The following is an 18280-nucleotide window of genomic DNA, read 5'->3' on the forward strand; positions in this document are numbered from 1 at the left end:
AATAGCGTCTGGTTTTATAGGTCAAATACCGTATAATACTTTCTCTCTCCCCTCTTCTCAAACCAGCAGTATCTCAGTTCTCCGCTGGGGTATGCGTAGCACTGCCCCCTGTAAGGAAGGTCAATGGTCTCACCTTCTGAGTTTTTTATCTTGCTTCCGTCCCCCGCTATCTCCACTACTTTCCCCTTTTTCATAGACTGGTTTAAGCTCCTCATTAAAAAAGCCCTCAGGACATCTTCTTCCCCAAAGAAGGTCCTGTTTATGGCAGGAATGACAAGCGTCAGCGTTAGGGCGGATATGGCAAGGACGATTATCAACTCCAGAAGGCTGAAGCCGTTTGCTTTCATGTATGAATAATTATAGCCTTACCAACTCAATAGAAGGTTTTTAAATCATGTTTGTATGCTTGACAAAGTTATAATGTTTGATTATATTTATAAGCATGATAAACTAAGGGAGGTTGAAGAATGAACACAGTCAACACATCCTACACTTTCTTTGTGAGCGACGACATGAGGGCGTGGCTTCAGACCAACTTTTCTGAGGTTTACTATCAGGCTCTTAACCTTGCCAGATATGCCAGAGCAGAAAGATACGGAGAGGACAATCCACTTCCCGACGGCACAGCCCTGACCTTTACAGACCCGGTAAAGGCCTTTCAGTTTCAACAGCTTCTCGAGAGGGCTAATATGGTCTATCTTCAGTCCCTTTCTAAAAATCCTCCCAAAGTGCCGGCCCCTCCTGCCAGCAGCGCCGGCTACTTCTACATAACCGACGACCTTAGGTTCTGGGCAAAGGAAAACCTCCCAGATCTCTACAGACAGGCTGAGGAGCTTGTGAAGCAGGACAGAGCAAGCGTTCAGAGATATGGGGATGGCATGCCCACCTCCAAGGGGCTTCTGATATCCTTCAACGACCCTCAGGGAGCAAGTCAGTTTGAGGAGCTGGTAAAGAGAGCTCTTCTTTCCATGAACTGGGGAAATAACCTCATGTCTCTTTCTGCCTAATCCTTGTAGACTCTCAGGACTTCTTCTACAGAGGTGATTCCCTCTTTTGCCTTCTTCAGACCATCAACGAGGAGGGGGGTCATACCCTCCTTTATTGCCTGTTCTCTTATACGGACTGCGTCCGCCCTCTTTACTATAAGCTCCCTTATGCTGTCAGAGACCTCAAGCACTTCGCCTATTACAGTCCTACCCGAGTAGCCTGTGCGGTTGCACTCCTCACAGCCCATACCTCTGTAAAGTCTATCGGGAAGCTCAAGGCCATTCCTCTCAAAGAGTGCCAGCTCTGCAGAATTGGGTCTGTGCTCTTCCTTACAGAAGGGGCATATTTTTCTCACCAGCCTCTGGGAAAGGACGCCTATGACGGAAGAGGCTATTAAAAATTCTTCTATTTCCATATCCATGAGCCTTGCAAAGGCACCGGCAGCGTCGTTGGTGTGCAGGGTTGCCAGCACCAGGTGCCCCGTCAGAGATGCCTGTATGCCTATCTCTGCAGTTTCTCTGTCTCTTATCTCCCCTATCATTATAATGTCCGGGTCCTGACGCAGAATGCTTCTGAGGGCTGTGGCAAAGGTTAGACCTACCTTTGGGTTTACCTGCACCTGCACCAGACCCCTCAGGTTGTATTCTACAGGGTCTTCCACCGTGATTATCTTTCTGTCTCCTGTGTTTATCTCCTTTATGCTGGCATACAAAGTAGTAGTCTTGCCAGAGCCAGTGGGTCCTGTCACCAACACCATACCATAGGGCTTTCTTATGAACCTTCTTATCTTTTTAGTGTCTTCTACAGAAAAACCAAGGTTGTCAAGATTAAGAGACACCTCACCCCTTGTGAGTATCCTCATCACCACCCCCTCACCATGAACGGAGGGGAGGGTTGAAACCCTTATGTCATAGTCCTGCCCTGCGTAAGAAAAGGAAAACTTCCCATCCTGAGGAAGCCTCTTTTCTGCTATGTTCAGTTTTGCCATTATCTTTATGCGTGAAACTATGGGTGGTGCAGCGTATTTTGGAAGCTTTCTTATGGTATGAAGCACCCCATCAATCCTGTAGCGAACCTCCACATCTTCTGAAAACTGTTCTATATGAACATCGGTTGCCTTCTTCCTTATGGCCTCTACAAGGGTGTCGTTAACGAACTTTACTATGGGAGCTTCCGAGGCTATATTCTCAAGTTTTTTTTCGTCCAGAAAGTCGGACTCTATTATATCCCTCTCTGCCTCAAGGGTCAGCACAGGGTCTTTGAGGAGCTCCTCTATCCTTTCAGGTGTTGTTATCTCATACTCAACCCTTTTACCATAGACTCTTTCCAGAATTTCTATGAGGTATGGGTCCTCTTCAGCAAGGGCAATTCTGATATAATCCTCGCCCTCCTCAAGGAGGGCAACTCTGTTGCTGCGGAGAAAGTTGTATGATAGACCTCTCATCTCTTTCTGAACCTTCTGAGAAGTGCAAGGGCAGGCAGTATTGAAAGCCATGCCATGCTACTGCCGCCTGTAGAACAACCACCTCCGCCACCCGACCCTATGGAGGGAGCTGGCTGAGACATTGGAGGAGGTGGAACATCCATCCTTGCTGACATGGGAACGGTTACCACCTGAGCCTGCGTGTCTATTATAACAGCACCATTCATGTTGCCTGTTGATGTGAGAGGCGGGCTGAATTCCACCACTGCACTGCAGACCTCACCGGGTCTTAGACGGTAGGCACGGCTGGAGGTTGGTATAGGTAGAGGCGTAAGAGTTGGAAAGCTGGGATCACGCAATAAATTTTCATATGGTGGAACACACGGTCCACCGCCTGGTGCTGTCACATAACCAGTATTACACGTGCAGCTTATGGACTTCAGCACCAGCCCACTGCCTGCGACTGAGAGGTTAAACTCAAGGTCTGAACCGCTGGTGTTTCTGATAATGAGTGTCTGGGCATAGGTGTTGAGCCTTTTTACAGCTCCAAAATCTATGTATGTGGGGCTCACGTATATGTAGTTTCCTGTAAGAGAACCAGCCACGCCTACGAAAGACCTCCGGACAGGCTCTGCTCCTATTATGGGTATTATAATACTACCGGGAAAGACGCCGGGCGTCTGTGGAGCAAAACCAATTATGGCAGTGCAGTCAACGGTCGTATTTTCCCTGCAGGTGTCGGGGCATGAGTAGTTTATCAGCCTGAAGTATGTTCCCACAACCGAGGGAGTTCCTATTTGAATAGTTCCATTCTGGGGGTTAGGTGGAACAGTAGCGGGGTCATCTGGACAAGTAAAGGTTACCCTGACCGCCTCTTGAGCTTGCCCACCCACTGGAGCGTATATATACTGCCCCAGCTGAGACCTTCCGCTAAGATAAATCGTTGCATTGGAAGGTCCACCTCCTGGACCACTGTTAAGGTCTCTTAACCTCAAATAACCGTAGTAGAGTTCTTTTTCTGGACCGCCTATACCTCCCTGTGGAGAGAAAGAGACGCTTATCTGGCAGAAGTTTTTAGAGCAGTCAGCGTTATCCGTGGCATACTGAAGCACTGCATCGTTGCAGGTGGTTGCAGTTATTCCAAAAGAGGCGTAGTCTGGACTGTCCTGTGAAAGAATTACTGCAGGGGAGGAAAACCTGAGGGGGTCACCGCTGGCATTGCATATGCGAAGGGTCATGTTTCTCTGCTCGTAGTAGGCTGTTGATGGAAACTCAAAGGCAAAGCCTGTCTGATATGGGTTTGTATCTATTCTGACGACCCTCAGCGCGGTCCCACTTCCTATCAATTGCTGCACATAGGTTTTCTGGGTGTTGCAGACTGTTCCGTCTCCATCATCGTCGTAAACTATGGCGATATTTCCCGAATAGTTCTGCTTGAACCTTGGAGTAAACCTGACGGTAAACCTGCAGTCCTGTCCATAGTTGAGGCTTGTGCTGTTGCAGGAGTTGGATATGATATCAAAGTCCGGGTAGCCGGAGCTTACATTAACAGAACATATCCTCAACACTGCATCACCCACATTGGTTATGGCAAACTCCGCCTGACTGGTGGAATCTATGGTCACAGTTCTGAAATCGTAGGGGCTTGAAGGGAAAACCCTTATTTGTGGAGCGGAAAAAACCGCAGAGCTCAGAATTGACGTTGTCAGAATAATGCCTTTCACTTTCATATCAACCCCTCCTTACTGACATGGTGTATCTGTAAAGGAACCATAAGGACTACCCTTAGGGAAATCTGCAAATTGCACTGTAAAGGGCACCCTGACAACTTTCTCTTTTCCACTGTAAAGCTCCCTTCCGTAGAATTCTATCACACCGTTGTACAGGCAGTTGTCCAGTACAGTGGTGCAGTAGTTGACCAGAGTGTTAGATTTCCATGAAGAGGGGACAACCGTGATTTCCTGAATTGACTCTCCTTTCTTGATCTCTATCCTGACCTCATCACCGTTTGCGTATTGTCTTTCAAATCTGCCTTCCGGAGATTCCGGATGAACGCTAAAACCCACGAGTCCCTCATAACCACCTGCCATTAACTGTCTGCAGTCCGGATATCTCTCGCAGTTGTTTGTGGGGGAGGCGGAAAGAAATGATACTTTATAGCGGGTAAAGGCTACAGGCGAGGGATTTTGAGTTACTGGGTTGCCCAGAGCATCTTTTATGGTCTCCGCTTTAAACTTTATAAGGACTGTGTCAGTCTGAAAGTTGTATACATCTCTCCCATTACTGCATGTGAGAAAGAAAATATCGCTCTGTAAAGCAGAGCCCGTTCTGGTCTCAAAACCCAAAACATAAACTAAAGTGCTTCCATAGACCCCGCCTATGCTTGAACCGCCACCTCCTCCTCCACATCCCGCCAGTGCCATTACTATGAGTCCAACTGGAAGCAAGAGCCTATTCATATTCCCCTCCTTGCATTGTTATAGTTATTATAATCATAAACCATTATTTCCCCTCCTGCAAGAGTTCCATGAGTTTTTTCGGTGGTTGTCTTATGGGCTCGTCACCTCTTCCTGCTGGAGCTTCCGCAGGTTTGGCGACACCTTGACCTTTCTCCCAGCTAATTTTAATCCTCTTTACGCCTTCCTCATCCCTAGCAAGGATAAAACCCCTCTGCACCCCCAGTATTTTCATACCCATGAACTCATCACCTCTTCTTAACCTCTTTACCTTGCCCTCCTCTCTCACCAATACGTAAAGCTCATTTTCTGAACTCACGTATCCCAGTATTTGCACCTTATCAATCTGAGGTTTATCGCCTTTTATCTGTGTAGGAGGATACCTTCTCTGTGGAGAAAAGGGATAGTTTTCAAGTATGGCCTGAACAGATGCAAAGCCATGAAAACTAATCAGTAGGCAGGCAATGAAAGCCCTCATACAAAAATTATAACTCAATCCCTAAGTCGCATAAGAACAATGAAGTAGCCAATAGTTCCATCCTCATACATGTTACTATGAATCCTCCATCTGTATATGAATTCTTTTAAAGTGTCCTCATGAATATGTTTAATGACTTTATCATACTGAGCAGCCAAGGCATCGTAGAAAACATACCTTGTTTTTATCACATTTTGAGTTATTTCCTGCAGGACCATAATCTCAAAACCTTCTCTTTCCGCATAGCCAATAAAATCTGATACGATATGAAAATTTGCTCTTTCGTCGAACCTCTTTAAAAACTCATCACACAGGAGTGTATATCCTCCAAGCCTTAACAAGTTTTTGGCTCTGCTAAAGAGAACTTGTTTATCTTTTATGTACTGAGCAGATTCACAGAAGAGCAAGAGGTCATATTGTTTTTCCCTCTTATATTCTTCAAATGTGGTTATGTAAAATCTGTCTGCACATTTTTTGTGTGTAGCCTTAGCGTAGTTTACAAGACCTTCATCTGGTGATATGCCCTCTGGGTCGTATCCCCTGTGCAGAAGCTCGCATACGCTTGTTCCCAGACCACATCCAACGTCAAGTATGCTATGAACCCCCTGTGGTATTAAGCCATATAGCCTTTCCGCCAATCGTTCCTGGGCGGTAAGTATAGATATGTCTGAATCACTATCCCAGAAACCATAATGCAGGTATCTAACCTCTCCATACTTACTGAGAAGTAGAGCATAGAAATTAAACGGGAATTCAAGCAGCCGGTAAGCCTTCTCTGAACCTTTCCTGCCAAAAAGCATCTTTAATCTCTTGAACATGATAGCATTATAATAAAGCACATGCGTGCAGTTATAATTGAAAACTTTGGGGGTCATGAAAATCTTAAATATGTTGAGGATTTTCCAGAACCACATATAAGGGAAGATGAAGTCCTCATAAGGGTAGAGGCTGTAGCCCTCAATCACCTTGACATATGGGTCAGAACTGGAGCCCTTGCGGTGAAGCCAGAGCTTCCGCACATACTCGGCTCTGATGTGAGCGGTGTGGTGGAAAAGGTGGGAAGCCTCGTAAGGGACATAAAGGAGGGGGATGAGGTGGTAGTGGCTCCAGGTCTTTCCTGTGGGGTGTGTTACGAGTGCCAGTCAGGGCACGACAACCACTGCAGGCACTACGACATTCTTGGTCTGAAGTCCAGAGGAGGCTACGCCCAGTATGTGAGCGTGCCTGCAAGGAATGTGATAAAAAAGCCCTCAAACCTGAGCTTTGAGGAGGCAAGCTCTTATCCCCTTACATTCCTCACTGTTTGGAATGCCTTTGTGAACAAGGCACGGATAAAGCCTTACCACAGAGTTTTAATATGGGGAGGCTCTTCTGGCGTGGGGGTGGCGGGCATCCAGCTTGCAAAGCTCTTTGGTGCCTTTGTTATAGCCACCGCAGGCTCAGAGGAGAAGGCAAGAAGGTGCAGAGAGCTTGGAGCGGATGTGGTCATAAATCACTATGAAGAGGATGTGGTCAGAAGGGTCAGGGAGCTCTTCAAAGAAGGTGTGGACATAGTTATGGACCACGTGGGGAGCAAGACCTTCTGGAAGAGCGTGGAGTGCCTCAGAAGGGGTGGAAGGCTTGTCTTTTTTGGAACCACTACCGGCTCAGAGGCTCGTATAGATATAAGACATATCTTTGTCAGGGAGATTGAGCTTCTCGGAGTATACATGGGACCAAGGGCTGACCTTTTTAAAATAACGGAGCTCTTTGAAAGGGGTCTTTTAAAGCCCGTTGTTAGCAGGGTTTTTAAGCTTGAGGAGTCTCAGGAGGCCCACAGATACTTGGAGGAGTCAAAGCACTTTGGAAAGGTGGTGCTGAGAGTGGAGTGATGGGTTCCTAATTATAGCCTTTAAGGCGTTTACACGAGCGGCATCTATTCTGAGTGAGATTTTCGCTTTTGAAAGAACGAAGTACCTACCCACGTGAAACACAGTTTTATCTGGCAATTTCTTTATGATGTAAGAGGCAAAGCCATCTGGTATATCCCATAAAATGATATTTTCTGTATTAATATTTTTCAATAAATTTACCAGACTATATATATCCTCAAAGTTAAGCTGAACTATTAGAGAGGATTTGAAGTTAATCGGACATTCTAAACTACAACTTGAGGTAATCAGCACAGAATCGCTCAGATCTTGTGTAATCAACCACTCAACCGCAGTAATTTCTGGAACAGGATTTCCATCCAGGTAGGCTATGCCGTATCTTCTGTCAAACTCCCCTAGGGGGAGCATTTTTTGCCAATCCAGATCCTTTTTCTCGGGAAAGGGTGGTAGTAAAAGGCTACCGTATCCTATAAAGGTTATAAAGTTCTGTGAAACGTATTCTACAGCACTCCAACTCATATGATTTCTGGTCCAGTTTATGCCTACAGGAAACGGACTTTCAACTACCTTGAGGAAACCTTTAGCCCTTATTACATTTCTTGGGAGTTTATTCAAAAAAACCTCAATATCGTACATGGAATAATATCCGCTCAGGTATAATGTTGTCTGAGAAAACCTATTTCTGGCACTTTCTGACAGCCTATTCTTGAATTTATCGGTTCTTCTCATGGGTATTGCTTCAACAAAGTTAAAAAAGTTGTCTTCCACTACACCCTCGCAGCACAGGAAAGCTGGTTTTTCGTCAAGAGCTTCCATGAGCTCTTTTAGTTCCCTGTTAGTTACCGTATCACATTTAGTTATAACTATGCAGTCTGCATACTGAAGCTGTGCTGTAAATACGGGCTCGTTTCGTAAATCGCACCAATTATCTGCAGGTACCACACATATAACTATGTAGGAATTAAAGCCCGATAACTCCATAGCTTCCATAACAGGGAAAGGGTCAGAAAGCCCAGATGTTTCAATTATGAGTGCCTCCGCAGTATTTCTTACTCTATACAGAGCTTCAAGTAGCTCTCCAGAACCATCACAACAAAAACACTTACCCTCAATCCCCATTACTGGGAGGCTTTCCAGATAGAATCTTATCCTGTCGTAACTAACATCCCCAAAGTCGTTTACTATGATAGCAGGTTTTCTGTCCTTATACTGAGCCAATAAACTGTTAAGTATGAATGTGGTTTTACCACTACCTAAAAACCCTGTTACTAAGAAGGCAGAAGCATTCATATTAAGAAGGCTCTCGCTACCCTTTCAAATACTTGATAAAAGTCTCTCACCACCTGCCCCTGAGCCTGTCCAGATGCAGCAGTCTGAATCCTTTTGATTATTTCCCAGTTAATTGTATCTACTACAAATACGCTGTCAGCCAATCTGTTCGTTATATACATTTTGTTTCCAACAAAAACAGCATGCCCCATGTGCCTGCCAACACCAGTATCCACAACTTTAACTGTTCTCCTCTGATTCAAATCAATAACCTCAAACTTAGTATCTCCATACTGTGTTATAACAGCATACCTGTTATTCGGTGTCACGTAAGCATGTCCCACACCTTTTACAGCCGAGTTTATTTTCGCAAGTTCCAGTCTCGTATCGGAGTCATATATAGCTATTGTTGTACCTTCAAAGGGACTTGCCCCTCTATTGCACAGAATAAATAGCTTTCCATCGTTTGTAAAATTGCCATGATGTCCCTCTATCCTCTGGATATTTTCTGTCTCTGGTGGACTTAAGGATGGAGCAAGTATGGTTAACAGAGATGGTGATGCATAATTCGTTACGTTGAAAATATATACATAGGGGACAGACGTTGTAACCTTAGGCTCGTTAAACTCAACAGTGACCCAGAGCTCCTTTCCTCTCCAGTCAAAGTAGTGTGGATTTCCTGCTACGTTAACCTCTGCAAGAACATCCCCATTTCTGCTGATAAGATAAAACTTATTATCTGCGTAGTTGCCGATAGCGTATACTGCACCGTCTGGTGACCAGGAACCATGCATTGTAAAATCGCCAGTATGAGTCGTATTTTGAACTGGTAGGTCTACAGTTCTCACAATCCTATTATCGGAAGTTCTTATAAAGACTACCCTCGTAGCATTACCGTCCAGACCAGAGTGATTTACAGCAACTAAAGCTCCGTCCGGGGACACAACAGGATGTTTTGGTCTGTTGCCTGTTTCCACGTTTGAAATTAATTGAAGTCTTTCTGTATCTATAATACTGACGGTTCTATTGCTAGGTGAATTGTTTGCTACATATAAAAACTTACTATCCTTTGATACAGAACCCAACGTGCCACCAGCACCATTAGTTTCTATGACTCTTATGATTTCATCAATATCTGGGTCAATAACTACAACTTTACCATCTCCCCTTAATGCAAAAACTGGAAGTTTTCCGCCTCCATTGCCCCCACATGATACAGCGTTAATACTGAGTAAGAGATAGGCACCGCTGAAACCTGCTGTCACCAAAAGCTGTCTTCTAGTAACCATGCTTTTTACCTCCTGGAATTTTGTGAATTGAAGTATACATAATTATGTATGTAATGTCAATAATTTTTGATTATAGGACCTAAACCTTGTATTATATAGTAAATTCAAAATATTTGTATAAATAATTTTCTTTAGATAATTGACCTTTAAAATGTTTATATTATAATATTTAAATGCCCATACAGGAAAGCTACAGGCAGGTGGCTCTTGAGAGGCTTGAAAATCTATGTGGTGAGCTGAAAAGCAGGCTAAAGAGCCTGATTGAGGAAGTTGACCCAGAAGACCTTGAGTTTGGCGTAAGGCTTGAGCTGGAGGCACCGGAGCTGGAGGAGCTCTGGAGGCTGGCGGTGGAAGAAAACAACTACATGGAGGTGGTTTTTACAGAAGTCATGGAGCATCACGACGGGGCTTATCTGAAGGCTACTTTCAGAAATTCTTTAGAGGGATGTTATTCGGAGAGATATGTGAACATCTGGAGCTCCGGCAGAGTGGAACTCTCTCATGCCTTATTTATGGAGCTTGAGGGTATTAGGGTAAGGATTGAAAAGAAGGGAGAAGGCATCTTCAGCGTGTTTGCCCAGTCTGAATGAATGTTTTTGTATCTATTGGTGAGAGGTCAGCCAGCAACTACGTGTATGAGATATTCAGGGATGTAGAGGGTATACACTTCACGGGCATAACGGATGAAAGGCTGGAAGCCATAGGCTTCAAGAGCATTGCCCGTATAGAGGACCTTTCAGTGGTGGGTATAGTGGAAGCACTGCCAAAAATCCCTCAGGTCCTGAGTCTCTGGAAGAGAATAGAAAACATACTTCCACAGATGGATGCCCTTATTCTGTGCGATGCTCCAGCTTTTAACCTTCCACTTCTAAAAAGGGCAAGGGGAAAGGTTAAGAAGATAATCTACTTTATTTCCCCACAGGTCTGGGCGTGGAAGGAAGGGAGAGCAAGACTTATTTCAGAGCTTGTGGACCACCTGGTGGTCATCCTTCCCTTTGAGGTGGACTTTTACAAAAAATATCGGAGGGATGGATTCAGGGTGCACTTTGTAGGTCACCCCCTCGTGGACATGGCAAAGCCAAGCCTGAAAGAAGTGGAGGTAAAGTCCTTTGCAGGCTCTGAAAGCTACATTGCTCTCCTGCCGGGCAGCCGCTGGAGTGAGATAAGAAGGCACACACCATGCCTGAAAGAGGTTCTCCGCTGTCTCAGACCCCAGATGCCTATACTCATACCCACCTTTCAAAACTTCAGGGCTTACCTTACAGAAGAGTTCAAAGACTATTCCGTAAAGGTAATAACTCAGCGGGATATGGAAAAGCCCTCTTACAACGCCATGGCTTATGCAGAGCTTACCCTCCTTGCCAGCGGAACTGCAGAGCTCGAAGCAAGTCTTCTCTCTTCTCCCCACGTAGTCTTTTACAGGGTAAACCCCATCACCTATTTTTTGGGGAGACTCCTGGTTAGGGTTAGGAATATAGCTCTTACCAACCTCATACTACAGAAGGAAGTGGTGCCTGAGCTTGTGCAGAAGAGTCCTTCAGAGCTCTGCAGAGTTGCACAGGATTATCTAAGAGATGGGGGGCTGAGAAGCTCAATGAGGGAAGAATTTAAAAGGCTCAGAGAGTTGCTGGGCGGTGAGGGAGCCATCCACAGGCTAAGAAACCTCCTCCTCCAGCTTCTTTACGAGGGCTAAGGTGCTTTTGAAAGGCTCTTGGTCCTCTATCTGAAAGCTCATTTTCTCTCCAGTGGCGGGGTGTTCAAAGGAAAGGTGGTAGCTCAGAAGCATATGGCAATCGCCCATTGCCTGAAGGACTCTTCTGTCCACAGAGTTTCTCCTGAAACCGTAGGTGGTATCACCAAGGACGGGAAAGCCCAGAGATGAGAGGTGAACTCTTATCTGGTGAGTCCTGCCAGTGTGAATCTTCACCTTCAGCAGGCTTATACCCTGACGGAAGAACCTCTCCAGAACCCAGATTTCACTCTTTGCTGGCTTTCCATCATCTTTTATGGAAAACTTCTTCCTGTCTGCTTCATGCCTGCCTATGGGTGCTTCTACGAACCTGTAGTCCCAGTCTGGAAGACCTTTCACTATTGCCCTGTATAGCTTTTCAACCCTTCTTTCCTTGAACTGCTCTGCCAGCCTTCTGTGTGCCGTGTCCGTCTTTGCCACCACCATGAGCCCCATTGTATTCCTGTCAAGGCGATGAACTATGCCGGGCCTTTCCACGCCTCCTATGGAGGAAAGCTCCTTTACATGATACAGAAGGGCGTTCACAAGAGTTCCGGAAGTATAGCCCGGAGAAGGGTGCACCACGAGCCCACAGGGCTTTATGAGAACTAGTAGGTGCTCATCTTCATAAACTATTTCCAGAGGGATGTCTTCTGGCAAAACTTCAAGAGGCTCAGGTTCTGGGATATGAAGGGTGATATTCTGTTGTGGTTTCAGTTTCTTTGAGGGCTTTCTGACCTCCCTCCCATCAAGGAAAACATAGCCCTCTTCTACCAGCCTCTGAAGGTAGCTCCTTGAAAGCTCTGGATATACCTGTGCCAGAAACTGGTCAAGCCTGAGTCCTTCCTGCTCTTCCTGAACTTCAAAGCTCAGGCTTTCCTGAATTTTCTTCTGAAAGTCTGACATAAACCTGTATTTCCTCTGGTTGTTCCTCAAGGTTCAGGCTGTTTACGTAGCCAAGGAGAAGGTTGTAAAGGACCCTCTTTGGAAAATCTTTGAGTCTGACTTCCTTGCCATTTATGAGAATTTTTACCTGCATCTTGGCACTATCTGACACAGTATAAATTCTACTGCCTTAGCTGAAGTCTTTCAAGGGTGCCGGATATGGTGAGGCTCATACCCCCACCTGATACACGACCGTTTATCTGGGATTTTAGCGGGTCTGAAGGTTTATAAACTATTTGCCCATCACCCACAAGTTCAAAACCCATAAATTTAGCCCTTGCGGTGAAAACTCTCCCCCTCATTTCAAGGGAAAGCTGGTCTAGCTTCGCATCCTGAAGTTTTAAACCGTTCATAAGGAGAGTGCCGTATATACCCTCTCTGAGGGTTATGTCTGCAGTGGTGCTATCAGCACTAGAGAAACACGTAAAATCCTGAGCTCTTAGCTTGATTGCCCATGGAGACAATTCCCCTTTCAGTGTCTTTCCTTCGCATAAACCGTAGAAGTTCAGCTTTAAAAAACCAGCGGATATGTTTAACGCGTCAAAGCGCAAAAGCCTTGATGTCTGGTCGTAGATGTTCACGCCTCTGAGGTTCAAGTTCAGATAACCCTCATGCACGCTGTTTGCAGTGAGATACAGACCACTTTCTGATAGCTTTTTGTCAAGAAAGAGAAACTTTGGAAAAGTAAGAAAGGTCAGGAGAACAAAGAAGACAAAGACGAGAATAACATAGAGCAGGAAGGATTTAGGGCCTGGTCTTTTCATTCTTTCTCTGGCTCTCCATAAGCCTTCTAAGTTCTTCAGCAATTTTCTGATGTTCCTCGGTTATCTTGCTGAGTTCCTCTGGGCTCTCCACCACATAGGGAGTCAGGAATATAAAGAGAGAGACCTTGTCTTCTGTCTGCGAGTCTCTCCTAAAAAGTCTTCCAAAAAGGGGGACATCCTTGAGCCCAGGCACTCCCTCCTGACTGTTTATACTCCTTGTGCTTACAAGCCCACCTATTATTATGGTCTGACCGTTTTCCACCACCACGTCGGAGTTTACCTGCCTGTTGGATGTTACCGGCACCGCATAGCTTAGCTGACCCACCTGAGGTCTTATAAAGTCCACAATTTCCTGCACCTGAAGCCCTATCATAAGCCTGAGGTTGTTCTCCGCTATGGTGGGGGTGATTTTGAGGTCAAGCCCCACCTCTTTATAGTCATAGGTTATGACAGGCTGTCCGTTTATGTCAAACTTAACGCCCGATGCGAAGGGCACCACCTGACCTACCTTTATCTCAGCAGTCTGGTTATCAAGGGTCAGCACCTTGGGGTTTGAGATGAGGTTAAAGCCCGAGCCCTTCTCAAGAAGAGAAAAGAGGAGCACAAGGTCAGGGAAAAAGAGGGTGGACCCTCCTATGGTGATGGTCCTTCCCACGTTGTTGATAAAGCCCAGAACGAAGTTCCCCGCAAGTATGGAGCTGTAGAGGTCCTGAACGCTCCCAACACCAAAGCCACCGCCACCCTTTGAGCCTATTGCCTGCCAGCGAACACCCAGCTCAAGAGCTCTGCTTGTGGACATCTCTACAACAGAGGCGGCGATAAGCACCTGCCTTCTGCGGACATCAAGCCTTTCAATCAGCGACTTGAGCCCTTCAAACTCCTGAGGGGTGGCGTAAATAAGCACTGAATTCGTTCCTCTGTCAAAGCCTATACGCAGTCCTTCTTTTGTTTGTATGGCAGGTATGGGCTGGGGCTGTCTGGGTTGTTGGGTTTGCTCCCTTCTCAGGGGAGTTTCAAGACCTCTTATCTCCTGAGGCTGGGGCTGGGGTGCGGGGGATGGCTGTGCCACCGCCGGACTTACACCGGACAGAAGGCTCTGGAGGCTCCTCTGAAGCTCCTCTGCGGAGATGAACTTTAGGGGCAGAACATAAAAGCTCCTGTCTTCGATGACCTGCGTGGACTGGTCTATGGTCTTTATGACCTCCTCCACCACTGCCTGCACATCCTCGCGGGCAACCACTATAATGGCGTTGGCATCCTTGCTTATGGTGGCTATGCCCGGAACTCCTGTCTGCTGTTGAAGGGCAGTTATAACACCCTGCACGCTCTGAAGCACGTTCTCAGCCTTTGCCCTCTGCAGGGGATATAGCTTTACCCTCAGGGTCTTCTGGGGAGAGTCAAGCTCTCTGAGAATCCCCTTTATCTTTTCTATGTTCCTTGCTATGTCGGCGATTATTATGGTGTTGGACTGGGGATGGATGCCTATCTTGGCAAAGGGAGAAAGGAAAGGCTGAATAGCCTGCTGGAGCTGAACCGCCTGTGTGTTCTCTGCGGTAAATAGGTATATCACTATGTCCGCACCCGTTGTGGGCTTTCTGGGTTCTGCAAGGGGGACTGCCTGAGCAATAGGAACTATGCGAACGAAATTTCTGTCCTCCACCACTCCATAGCCCTGAAGGGTGAGAGATATGACAAAGAGCTCCCATGCCTGCTGGAGGCTTACAGGCTTTGCGGAGCTAATGGTAATATTACCCTTCACATTGGGGTCGAGCACTATGTTTTTGCCCGTGAGCTCTGACATGAACTTGACCACAAGGGATATGTCAGCGTTGTTGAAGTTAAGGAAGACCCTCCCAGTCCTTTTCTGCTCCTGAGCCTGTTTTTGCAACTGCTCTGCATCCTGAGCCCTGCCGGCAGGCGCCAACAGAAATATCAGCAAAAGAAAAGCCACAAACCTTCTCATCATTCCACCCTCAGGGAAAGGTCTATGAGTTCATTTCCTCTCTGCAGGTTCAATTTTATACTGCTTTCGTTGCGTAGCACCTGAAGAATCCTGAAGGCGTCCTCACCGCTCTTTATTTCCTGGTTGTTTATGGAAAGGAGCACATCCCCGGGTCTTATTCCAGACCTTTCAAAAACGCTTCCCGGCTCCACCCACTCAAAGAGAAAGCCCCTTGTCCTACCATCCTGCACAAAGGGCACAAGCCTTATCATCCGAAACATTATTCCCGGGTCAGCGGTTATGCGTTCAAGTTCTCCCTTTGGAATGCTTGCCTGAAGGCTTCTTGAAGCCTGTGGGGAGGGGAGGGTGGGGGATGGTGCAGACGCCTGAGGAAGGGGCTCTGGACCAAACCTGAAGCCAATAGCCACCTTCTGCTCACCCTTTGAGAGCAAAAGATAGTTCCTCTCTATATTTACAACCCTGTAGCCACCCACCTGAGAGCCTATGCGGAGGGTTTTTGTCTGCCCATCCACCACCGCAAGGGCAAGGCGGGCTGAGCCGGTGGCGGTGGCAAGAAGGGTTATTGAGGGCATTTTTTCTTCTTCTTTCTTCTCTTCTTTTGGATAAAGGCTATCAAACTTTGCAAAAAGAGTCTGAGGCTGAACCTCCTCCCTGTGGAGCTGTGGTGGGGTGAGTTTTATACCATTTAATAAGAATGTATAAAGGAGCAAAAGCACACCAAAGGAAAACAGTAGGGCTGGATAAATCGTCAGCATCGGGAAGATATTATAAACTTAGCTTTAAACTTCTGCCCCCCAACCTTACCTCCACCCACTGGGGAATGCCCCTGAACTCTTCCAGATACTGCCCGTTGGCATAAACCCTGAAAGAAAACTCATCAAATCTCCCCAGCTTTATCAGTCTGTCCTCTTCATAAAAGGTTATTTCCCCATAAGGATATGGAAACTCATAGTAGTAGAGCCAGCCATCCTTATACAGGTATGCACACTTTACCACACCCTCATAGTAGTCCCCGGAGGATGTTATCACAAAAAGGGCATCCTTCCTCATATACAGGTCCACCGCACCCACAAGCTTTTTCTGGAGATTCCAGAAGAGAAGAGCTTCTTCCTTTGTGAGTTCTGCAGATTCAAGAAGAAGGTAAGAGTTTCTGACAGAGGAGTAGAAGCTGTAAGAGAGCACACCAAAGAAAACCCCTATCAGGGTAATAACCAACAATACCTCAAGAAGAGTAAAGCCCCTTTTCATCTTCTGAGCTGATAGACAAGTATCTGTGCAGAACCCAGTTTGTAGGAGACCTCCTCTATCTCCGGGTAGTCCTCAAGGGTTTTCCTCTCTATTTGAAGTCCCTCAGTTTTTCCCTCCACCAGGGCGTTGTTGAGTTCCAGCATATCCCTCTCAAGCTCCTGCGCCTGAGCGTAATCAAGCCTTGCCCCTGAAATGGTCTCAAAGACCACAGAAAAGCCCACCGCAAGGACCACGATGGCAACCATAAGCTCAAGTAGGGTAAAGCCCTTACTTTTCTTCACCCTCTGGAACATCAAAAAGCCTCTCTATCCATTCTTTTCTCAAGGTTTGCCACTGCCACTGTTCTTTCAAACATCTGTATATTACTTCCAAACATCTATGTCGTCCTCTGTGCCTTCTTTTCCGTCAGGACCCACAGACCTAAGCTCAAAGGGTCTTCCAATGCCCGGAGACATGTAAATAAAATCCCTGTCCCATGCATCCTTTGGCACCTTATCCAGATACTGCCTCCAGCGGGTGGGCACGGGAGGGGTGGCAGGCTTTTCCACAAGGGCTCTTAGCCCCTGCTCCGTGGTGGGATAAAAGCCGTTGTCCAGCTTATACTGCTCGAGGGCATCCTTTACTGCCTTTAGCTGAACCCTTGTGGCTTCTACTTTTGCCTCGTCCACCCTTCCGGTAATGCGCGGAACCACAATTGCGGCAAGAATGCCGAGGATTATGATAACCACCAGAAGCTCTATAAGCGTAAAACCTTTCTGTCTCATAGGAAAATTATATCTGACTTGTCCTCGTGCTACCTTCTGACCCCCGCCGATATCTCCGAAAGGGGTAGGACAACGCTGAGGACCACCACCGCCACCAGAGCTCCCACCACCAGCATGGCAATGGGTTCTGCAAACCTGAGCCAGAAGGATATGGTCCTCTCCGCCTGACGCTCGTATAGCTCTGTAAGCATCTGAAGGCTCCTTTCCAGCTCACCACTACGCTCACCCATTGAAAGAAGGTTTACAAAGGTCTCAGGAAGCACCCCCCTATCTCTCAGAGATGCACTCAGGCTTCTGCCTCTTGAAACCTCAAGCTCCAGACCTTCTAAGGATTTTCTCAGGTATGCGTTGGAAAGACTGCCCACGCTCAGGCTTATTGCCCTTGTGAGGGGAATGCCAGAAGAGAGTGCCATAAGCATAGTGCCCGCAAGGCGAGAAAGGTTATAGTATAGAGATAGCCTCCCAAAAAGGGGAAGCCCGAGAAGGTATCTGTCCCAGACCTCCCTTCTTATAAATTTGTGACGGAAGACATAGGCGAGCAAAAGGAAAGGCAGAAGGTAAAGCCCATACGAGAGCCCCTCTGCAAAAAGCACCAGAGCCTTTGTGATGAGAGGAAGCTCCTTTCCAAGCCCCTGAAGGACGCTGGCAATCTTTGGCACCACCACCCTGACCACCACCAGCACAGCCAGCAAGCTTGCGCATATGACAAAAAGGGGATAGGCAAGGGCAGTCAGGAGCTTTGCCCTTGTTTCTGCAGTCTTTTGCAGGTATTCGCCAGCAATCCTGAGAACCTGCTGGAGGTTTTCCCCCCGCTCTGCGGTCTTTAGCATCTCAAGGAAAAACTGGGGGAATACGCCTGCCTGAGAGAAAGCCTTGTGTATGCTCATACCCTTCTCTATGGCTTCCCTGACCCTGAGGAGAGCCTGCTTTATAGTTCTGTTTTCAGTCTCTGAGGAGACTACTTCTAGGGCTTTCAGAAGGTTGAGACCTCCAGCTAAAAGCATGGATATTTCAAGGAGTATATAAGACATTTCCTGTGGCGTGTAACTTTCGATAAGTGTATTTCCTGTCCTTCTATGTTTCTTTAGAAATTG

General features: G+C 46.7%; 21 protein-coding genes. 4 read left to right on the forward strand and 17 right to left on the reverse strand.

The annotated features are described in order from the left end of the window. Positions 1 to 14 precede the first annotated feature (14 nt). Positions 15 to 347: a type II secretion system protein gene (locus tag WHS43_06385; protein ID MEJ5339265.1), complete on the reverse strand. Its 333-nt coding sequence runs from the start codon at positions 345 to 347 to the stop codon at positions 15 to 17. Positions 348 to 467: 120 nt separating this feature from the next. On the opposite strand from WHS43_06385, the gene WHS43_06390 reads away from it, so the two are divergent. Continuing rightward, a complete protein-coding gene (locus WHS43_06390; protein MEJ5339266.1) occupies positions 468 to 1007 on the forward strand; it encodes a hypothetical protein in 540 nt (179 codons plus the stop codon). Here the strand turns inward: WHS43_06390 and WHS43_06395 are convergent. Genes WHS43_06395 through WHS43_06415 form a run of 5 tightly spaced genes read right to left on the reverse strand, consistent with a single transcriptional unit; the run spans position 1004 to position 6162 of the window. Next, the gene (locus WHS43_06395) at positions 1004 to 2431 is read right to left on the reverse strand and encodes a GspE/PulE family protein (protein MEJ5339267.1); all 1428 of its coding nucleotides are present in this window, start codon (positions 2429 to 2431) and stop codon (positions 1004 to 1006) included. The two genes, WHS43_06390 and WHS43_06395, sit on opposite strands and share 4 nt — an antisense overlap. Continuing rightward, positions 2428 to 4140: a choice-of-anchor D domain-containing protein gene (locus WHS43_06400; GenBank protein ID MEJ5339268.1), complete on the reverse strand. Its 1713-nt coding sequence runs from the start codon at positions 4138 to 4140 to the stop codon at positions 2428 to 2430. The genes WHS43_06395 and WHS43_06400 overlap by 4 nt, the downstream gene beginning before the upstream one ends. A 12-nt stretch (positions 4141 to 4152) precedes the next feature. Beyond that, positions 4153 to 4869 carry a hypothetical protein gene (locus WHS43_06405; GenBank protein ID MEJ5339269.1) on the reverse strand — a complete coding sequence of 239 codons (717 nt, stop codon included), beginning with the start codon at positions 4867 to 4869 and terminating at the stop codon, positions 4153 to 4155. A gap of 43 nt (positions 4870 to 4912) precedes the next feature. After that, a complete protein-coding gene (locus tag WHS43_06410; protein ID MEJ5339270.1) occupies positions 4913 to 5344 on the reverse strand; it encodes a hypothetical protein in 432 nt (143 codons plus the stop codon). Between the two features lie 14 nt (positions 5345 to 5358). Then, on the reverse strand, positions 5359 to 6162 hold the full coding sequence (locus WHS43_06415; GenBank protein ID MEJ5339271.1) for a methyltransferase domain-containing protein: 804 nt from the start codon (positions 6160 to 6162) through the stop codon (positions 5359 to 5361). A gap of 21 nt (positions 6163 to 6183) precedes the next feature. On the opposite strand from WHS43_06415, the gene WHS43_06420 reads away from it, so the two are divergent. Further along, positions 6184 to 7215 (forward strand): zinc-binding dehydrogenase, encoded by a 1032-nt coding sequence (locus tag WHS43_06420; GenBank protein ID MEJ5339272.1) that lies wholly within the window; start codon positions 6184 to 6186, stop codon positions 7213 to 7215. On the opposite strand, the gene WHS43_06425 is transcribed toward WHS43_06420, so the two are convergent. After that, positions 7177 to 8505, reverse strand: a complete 1329-nt coding sequence (locus tag WHS43_06425) for a GTP-binding protein (protein ID MEJ5339273.1) — start codon at positions 8503 to 8505, stop codon at positions 7177 to 7179. The two genes, WHS43_06420 and WHS43_06425, sit on opposite strands and share 39 nt — an antisense overlap. Beyond that, positions 8502 to 9773, reverse strand: coding sequence for a hypothetical protein (locus WHS43_06430; protein ID MEJ5339274.1), 1272 nt, complete (start codon positions 9771 to 9773; stop codon positions 8502 to 8504). Before WHS43_06430 ends, WHS43_06425 begins: the two co-directional genes overlap by 4 nt. A gap of 173 nt (positions 9774 to 9946) precedes the next feature. Here WHS43_06430 and WHS43_06435 point away from each other — a divergent pair, with 173 nt between their 5' ends. Both WHS43_06435 and lpxB read left to right on the forward strand, forming a co-directional pair. Next, entirely contained in the window at positions 9947 to 10363 is a 417-nt protein-coding gene (locus WHS43_06435; protein ID MEJ5339275.1) for a hypothetical protein, read from the forward strand. Continuing rightward, positions 10360 to 11466 (forward strand): lipid-A-disaccharide synthase, encoded by a 1107-nt coding sequence (lpxB, locus tag WHS43_06440; protein MEJ5339276.1) that lies wholly within the window; start codon positions 10360 to 10362, stop codon positions 11464 to 11466. Before WHS43_06435 ends, lpxB begins: the two co-directional genes overlap by 4 nt. Here the strand turns inward: lpxB and WHS43_06445 are convergent. The 9 genes from WHS43_06445 to WHS43_06485 all read right to left on the reverse strand — a co-directional run bounded on the left by WHS43_06445 (position 11428) and on the right by WHS43_06485 (position 18217). After that, positions 11428 to 12408: an RluA family pseudouridine synthase gene (locus WHS43_06445; GenBank protein ID MEJ5339277.1), complete on the reverse strand. Its 981-nt coding sequence runs from the start codon at positions 12406 to 12408 to the stop codon at positions 11428 to 11430. The genes lpxB and WHS43_06445 overlap by 39 nt on opposite strands. After that, the gene (locus WHS43_06450; protein MEJ5339278.1) at positions 12365 to 12541 is read right to left on the reverse strand and encodes a hypothetical protein; all 177 of its coding nucleotides are present in this window, start codon (positions 12539 to 12541) and stop codon (positions 12365 to 12367) included. Before WHS43_06450 ends, WHS43_06445 begins: the two co-directional genes overlap by 44 nt. Before the next feature lie 28 nt (positions 12542 to 12569). Then, complete coding sequence (locus tag WHS43_06455) at positions 12570 to 13211, reverse strand: hypothetical protein (protein ID MEJ5339279.1); 642 nt, start codon at positions 13209 to 13211, stop codon at positions 12570 to 12572. After that, a complete protein-coding gene (gspD, locus tag WHS43_06460) occupies positions 13192 to 15177 on the reverse strand; it encodes a type II secretion system secretin GspD (protein ID MEJ5339280.1) in 1986 nt (661 codons plus the stop codon). Before gspD ends, WHS43_06455 begins: the two co-directional genes overlap by 20 nt. After that, entirely contained in the window at positions 15174 to 15929 is a 756-nt protein-coding gene (locus WHS43_06465) for a PDZ domain-containing protein (protein MEJ5339281.1), read from the reverse strand. Before WHS43_06465 ends, gspD begins: the two co-directional genes overlap by 4 nt. A 10-nt stretch (positions 15930 to 15939) precedes the next feature. Continuing rightward, positions 15940 to 16422, reverse strand: a complete 483-nt coding sequence (locus WHS43_06470) for a type II secretion system protein (protein ID MEJ5339282.1) — start codon at positions 16420 to 16422, stop codon at positions 15940 to 15942. Continuing rightward, on the reverse strand, positions 16419 to 16715 hold the full coding sequence (locus tag WHS43_06475) for a type II secretion system protein (protein MEJ5339283.1): 297 nt from the start codon (positions 16713 to 16715) through the stop codon (positions 16419 to 16421). The genes WHS43_06470 and WHS43_06475 overlap by 4 nt, the downstream gene beginning before the upstream one ends. Positions 16716 to 16784: 69 nt before the next feature. After that, positions 16785 to 17186 carry a type II secretion system major pseudopilin GspG gene (gspG, locus tag WHS43_06480; GenBank protein MEJ5339284.1) on the reverse strand — a complete coding sequence of 134 codons (402 nt, stop codon included), beginning with the start codon at positions 17184 to 17186 and terminating at the stop codon, positions 16785 to 16787. 29 nt (positions 17187 to 17215) lie between these two features. Further along, positions 17216 to 18217, reverse strand: coding sequence for a type II secretion system F family protein (locus WHS43_06485; GenBank protein MEJ5339285.1), 1002 nt, complete (start codon positions 18215 to 18217; stop codon positions 17216 to 17218). Between the last annotated feature and the right edge of the window lie 63 nt (positions 18218 to 18280).

This window comes from Aquificaceae bacterium (assembly GCA_037481935.1).
Classification (GTDB): Bacteria; Aquificota; Aquificia; order Aquificales; family Aquificaceae; genus Pampinifervens.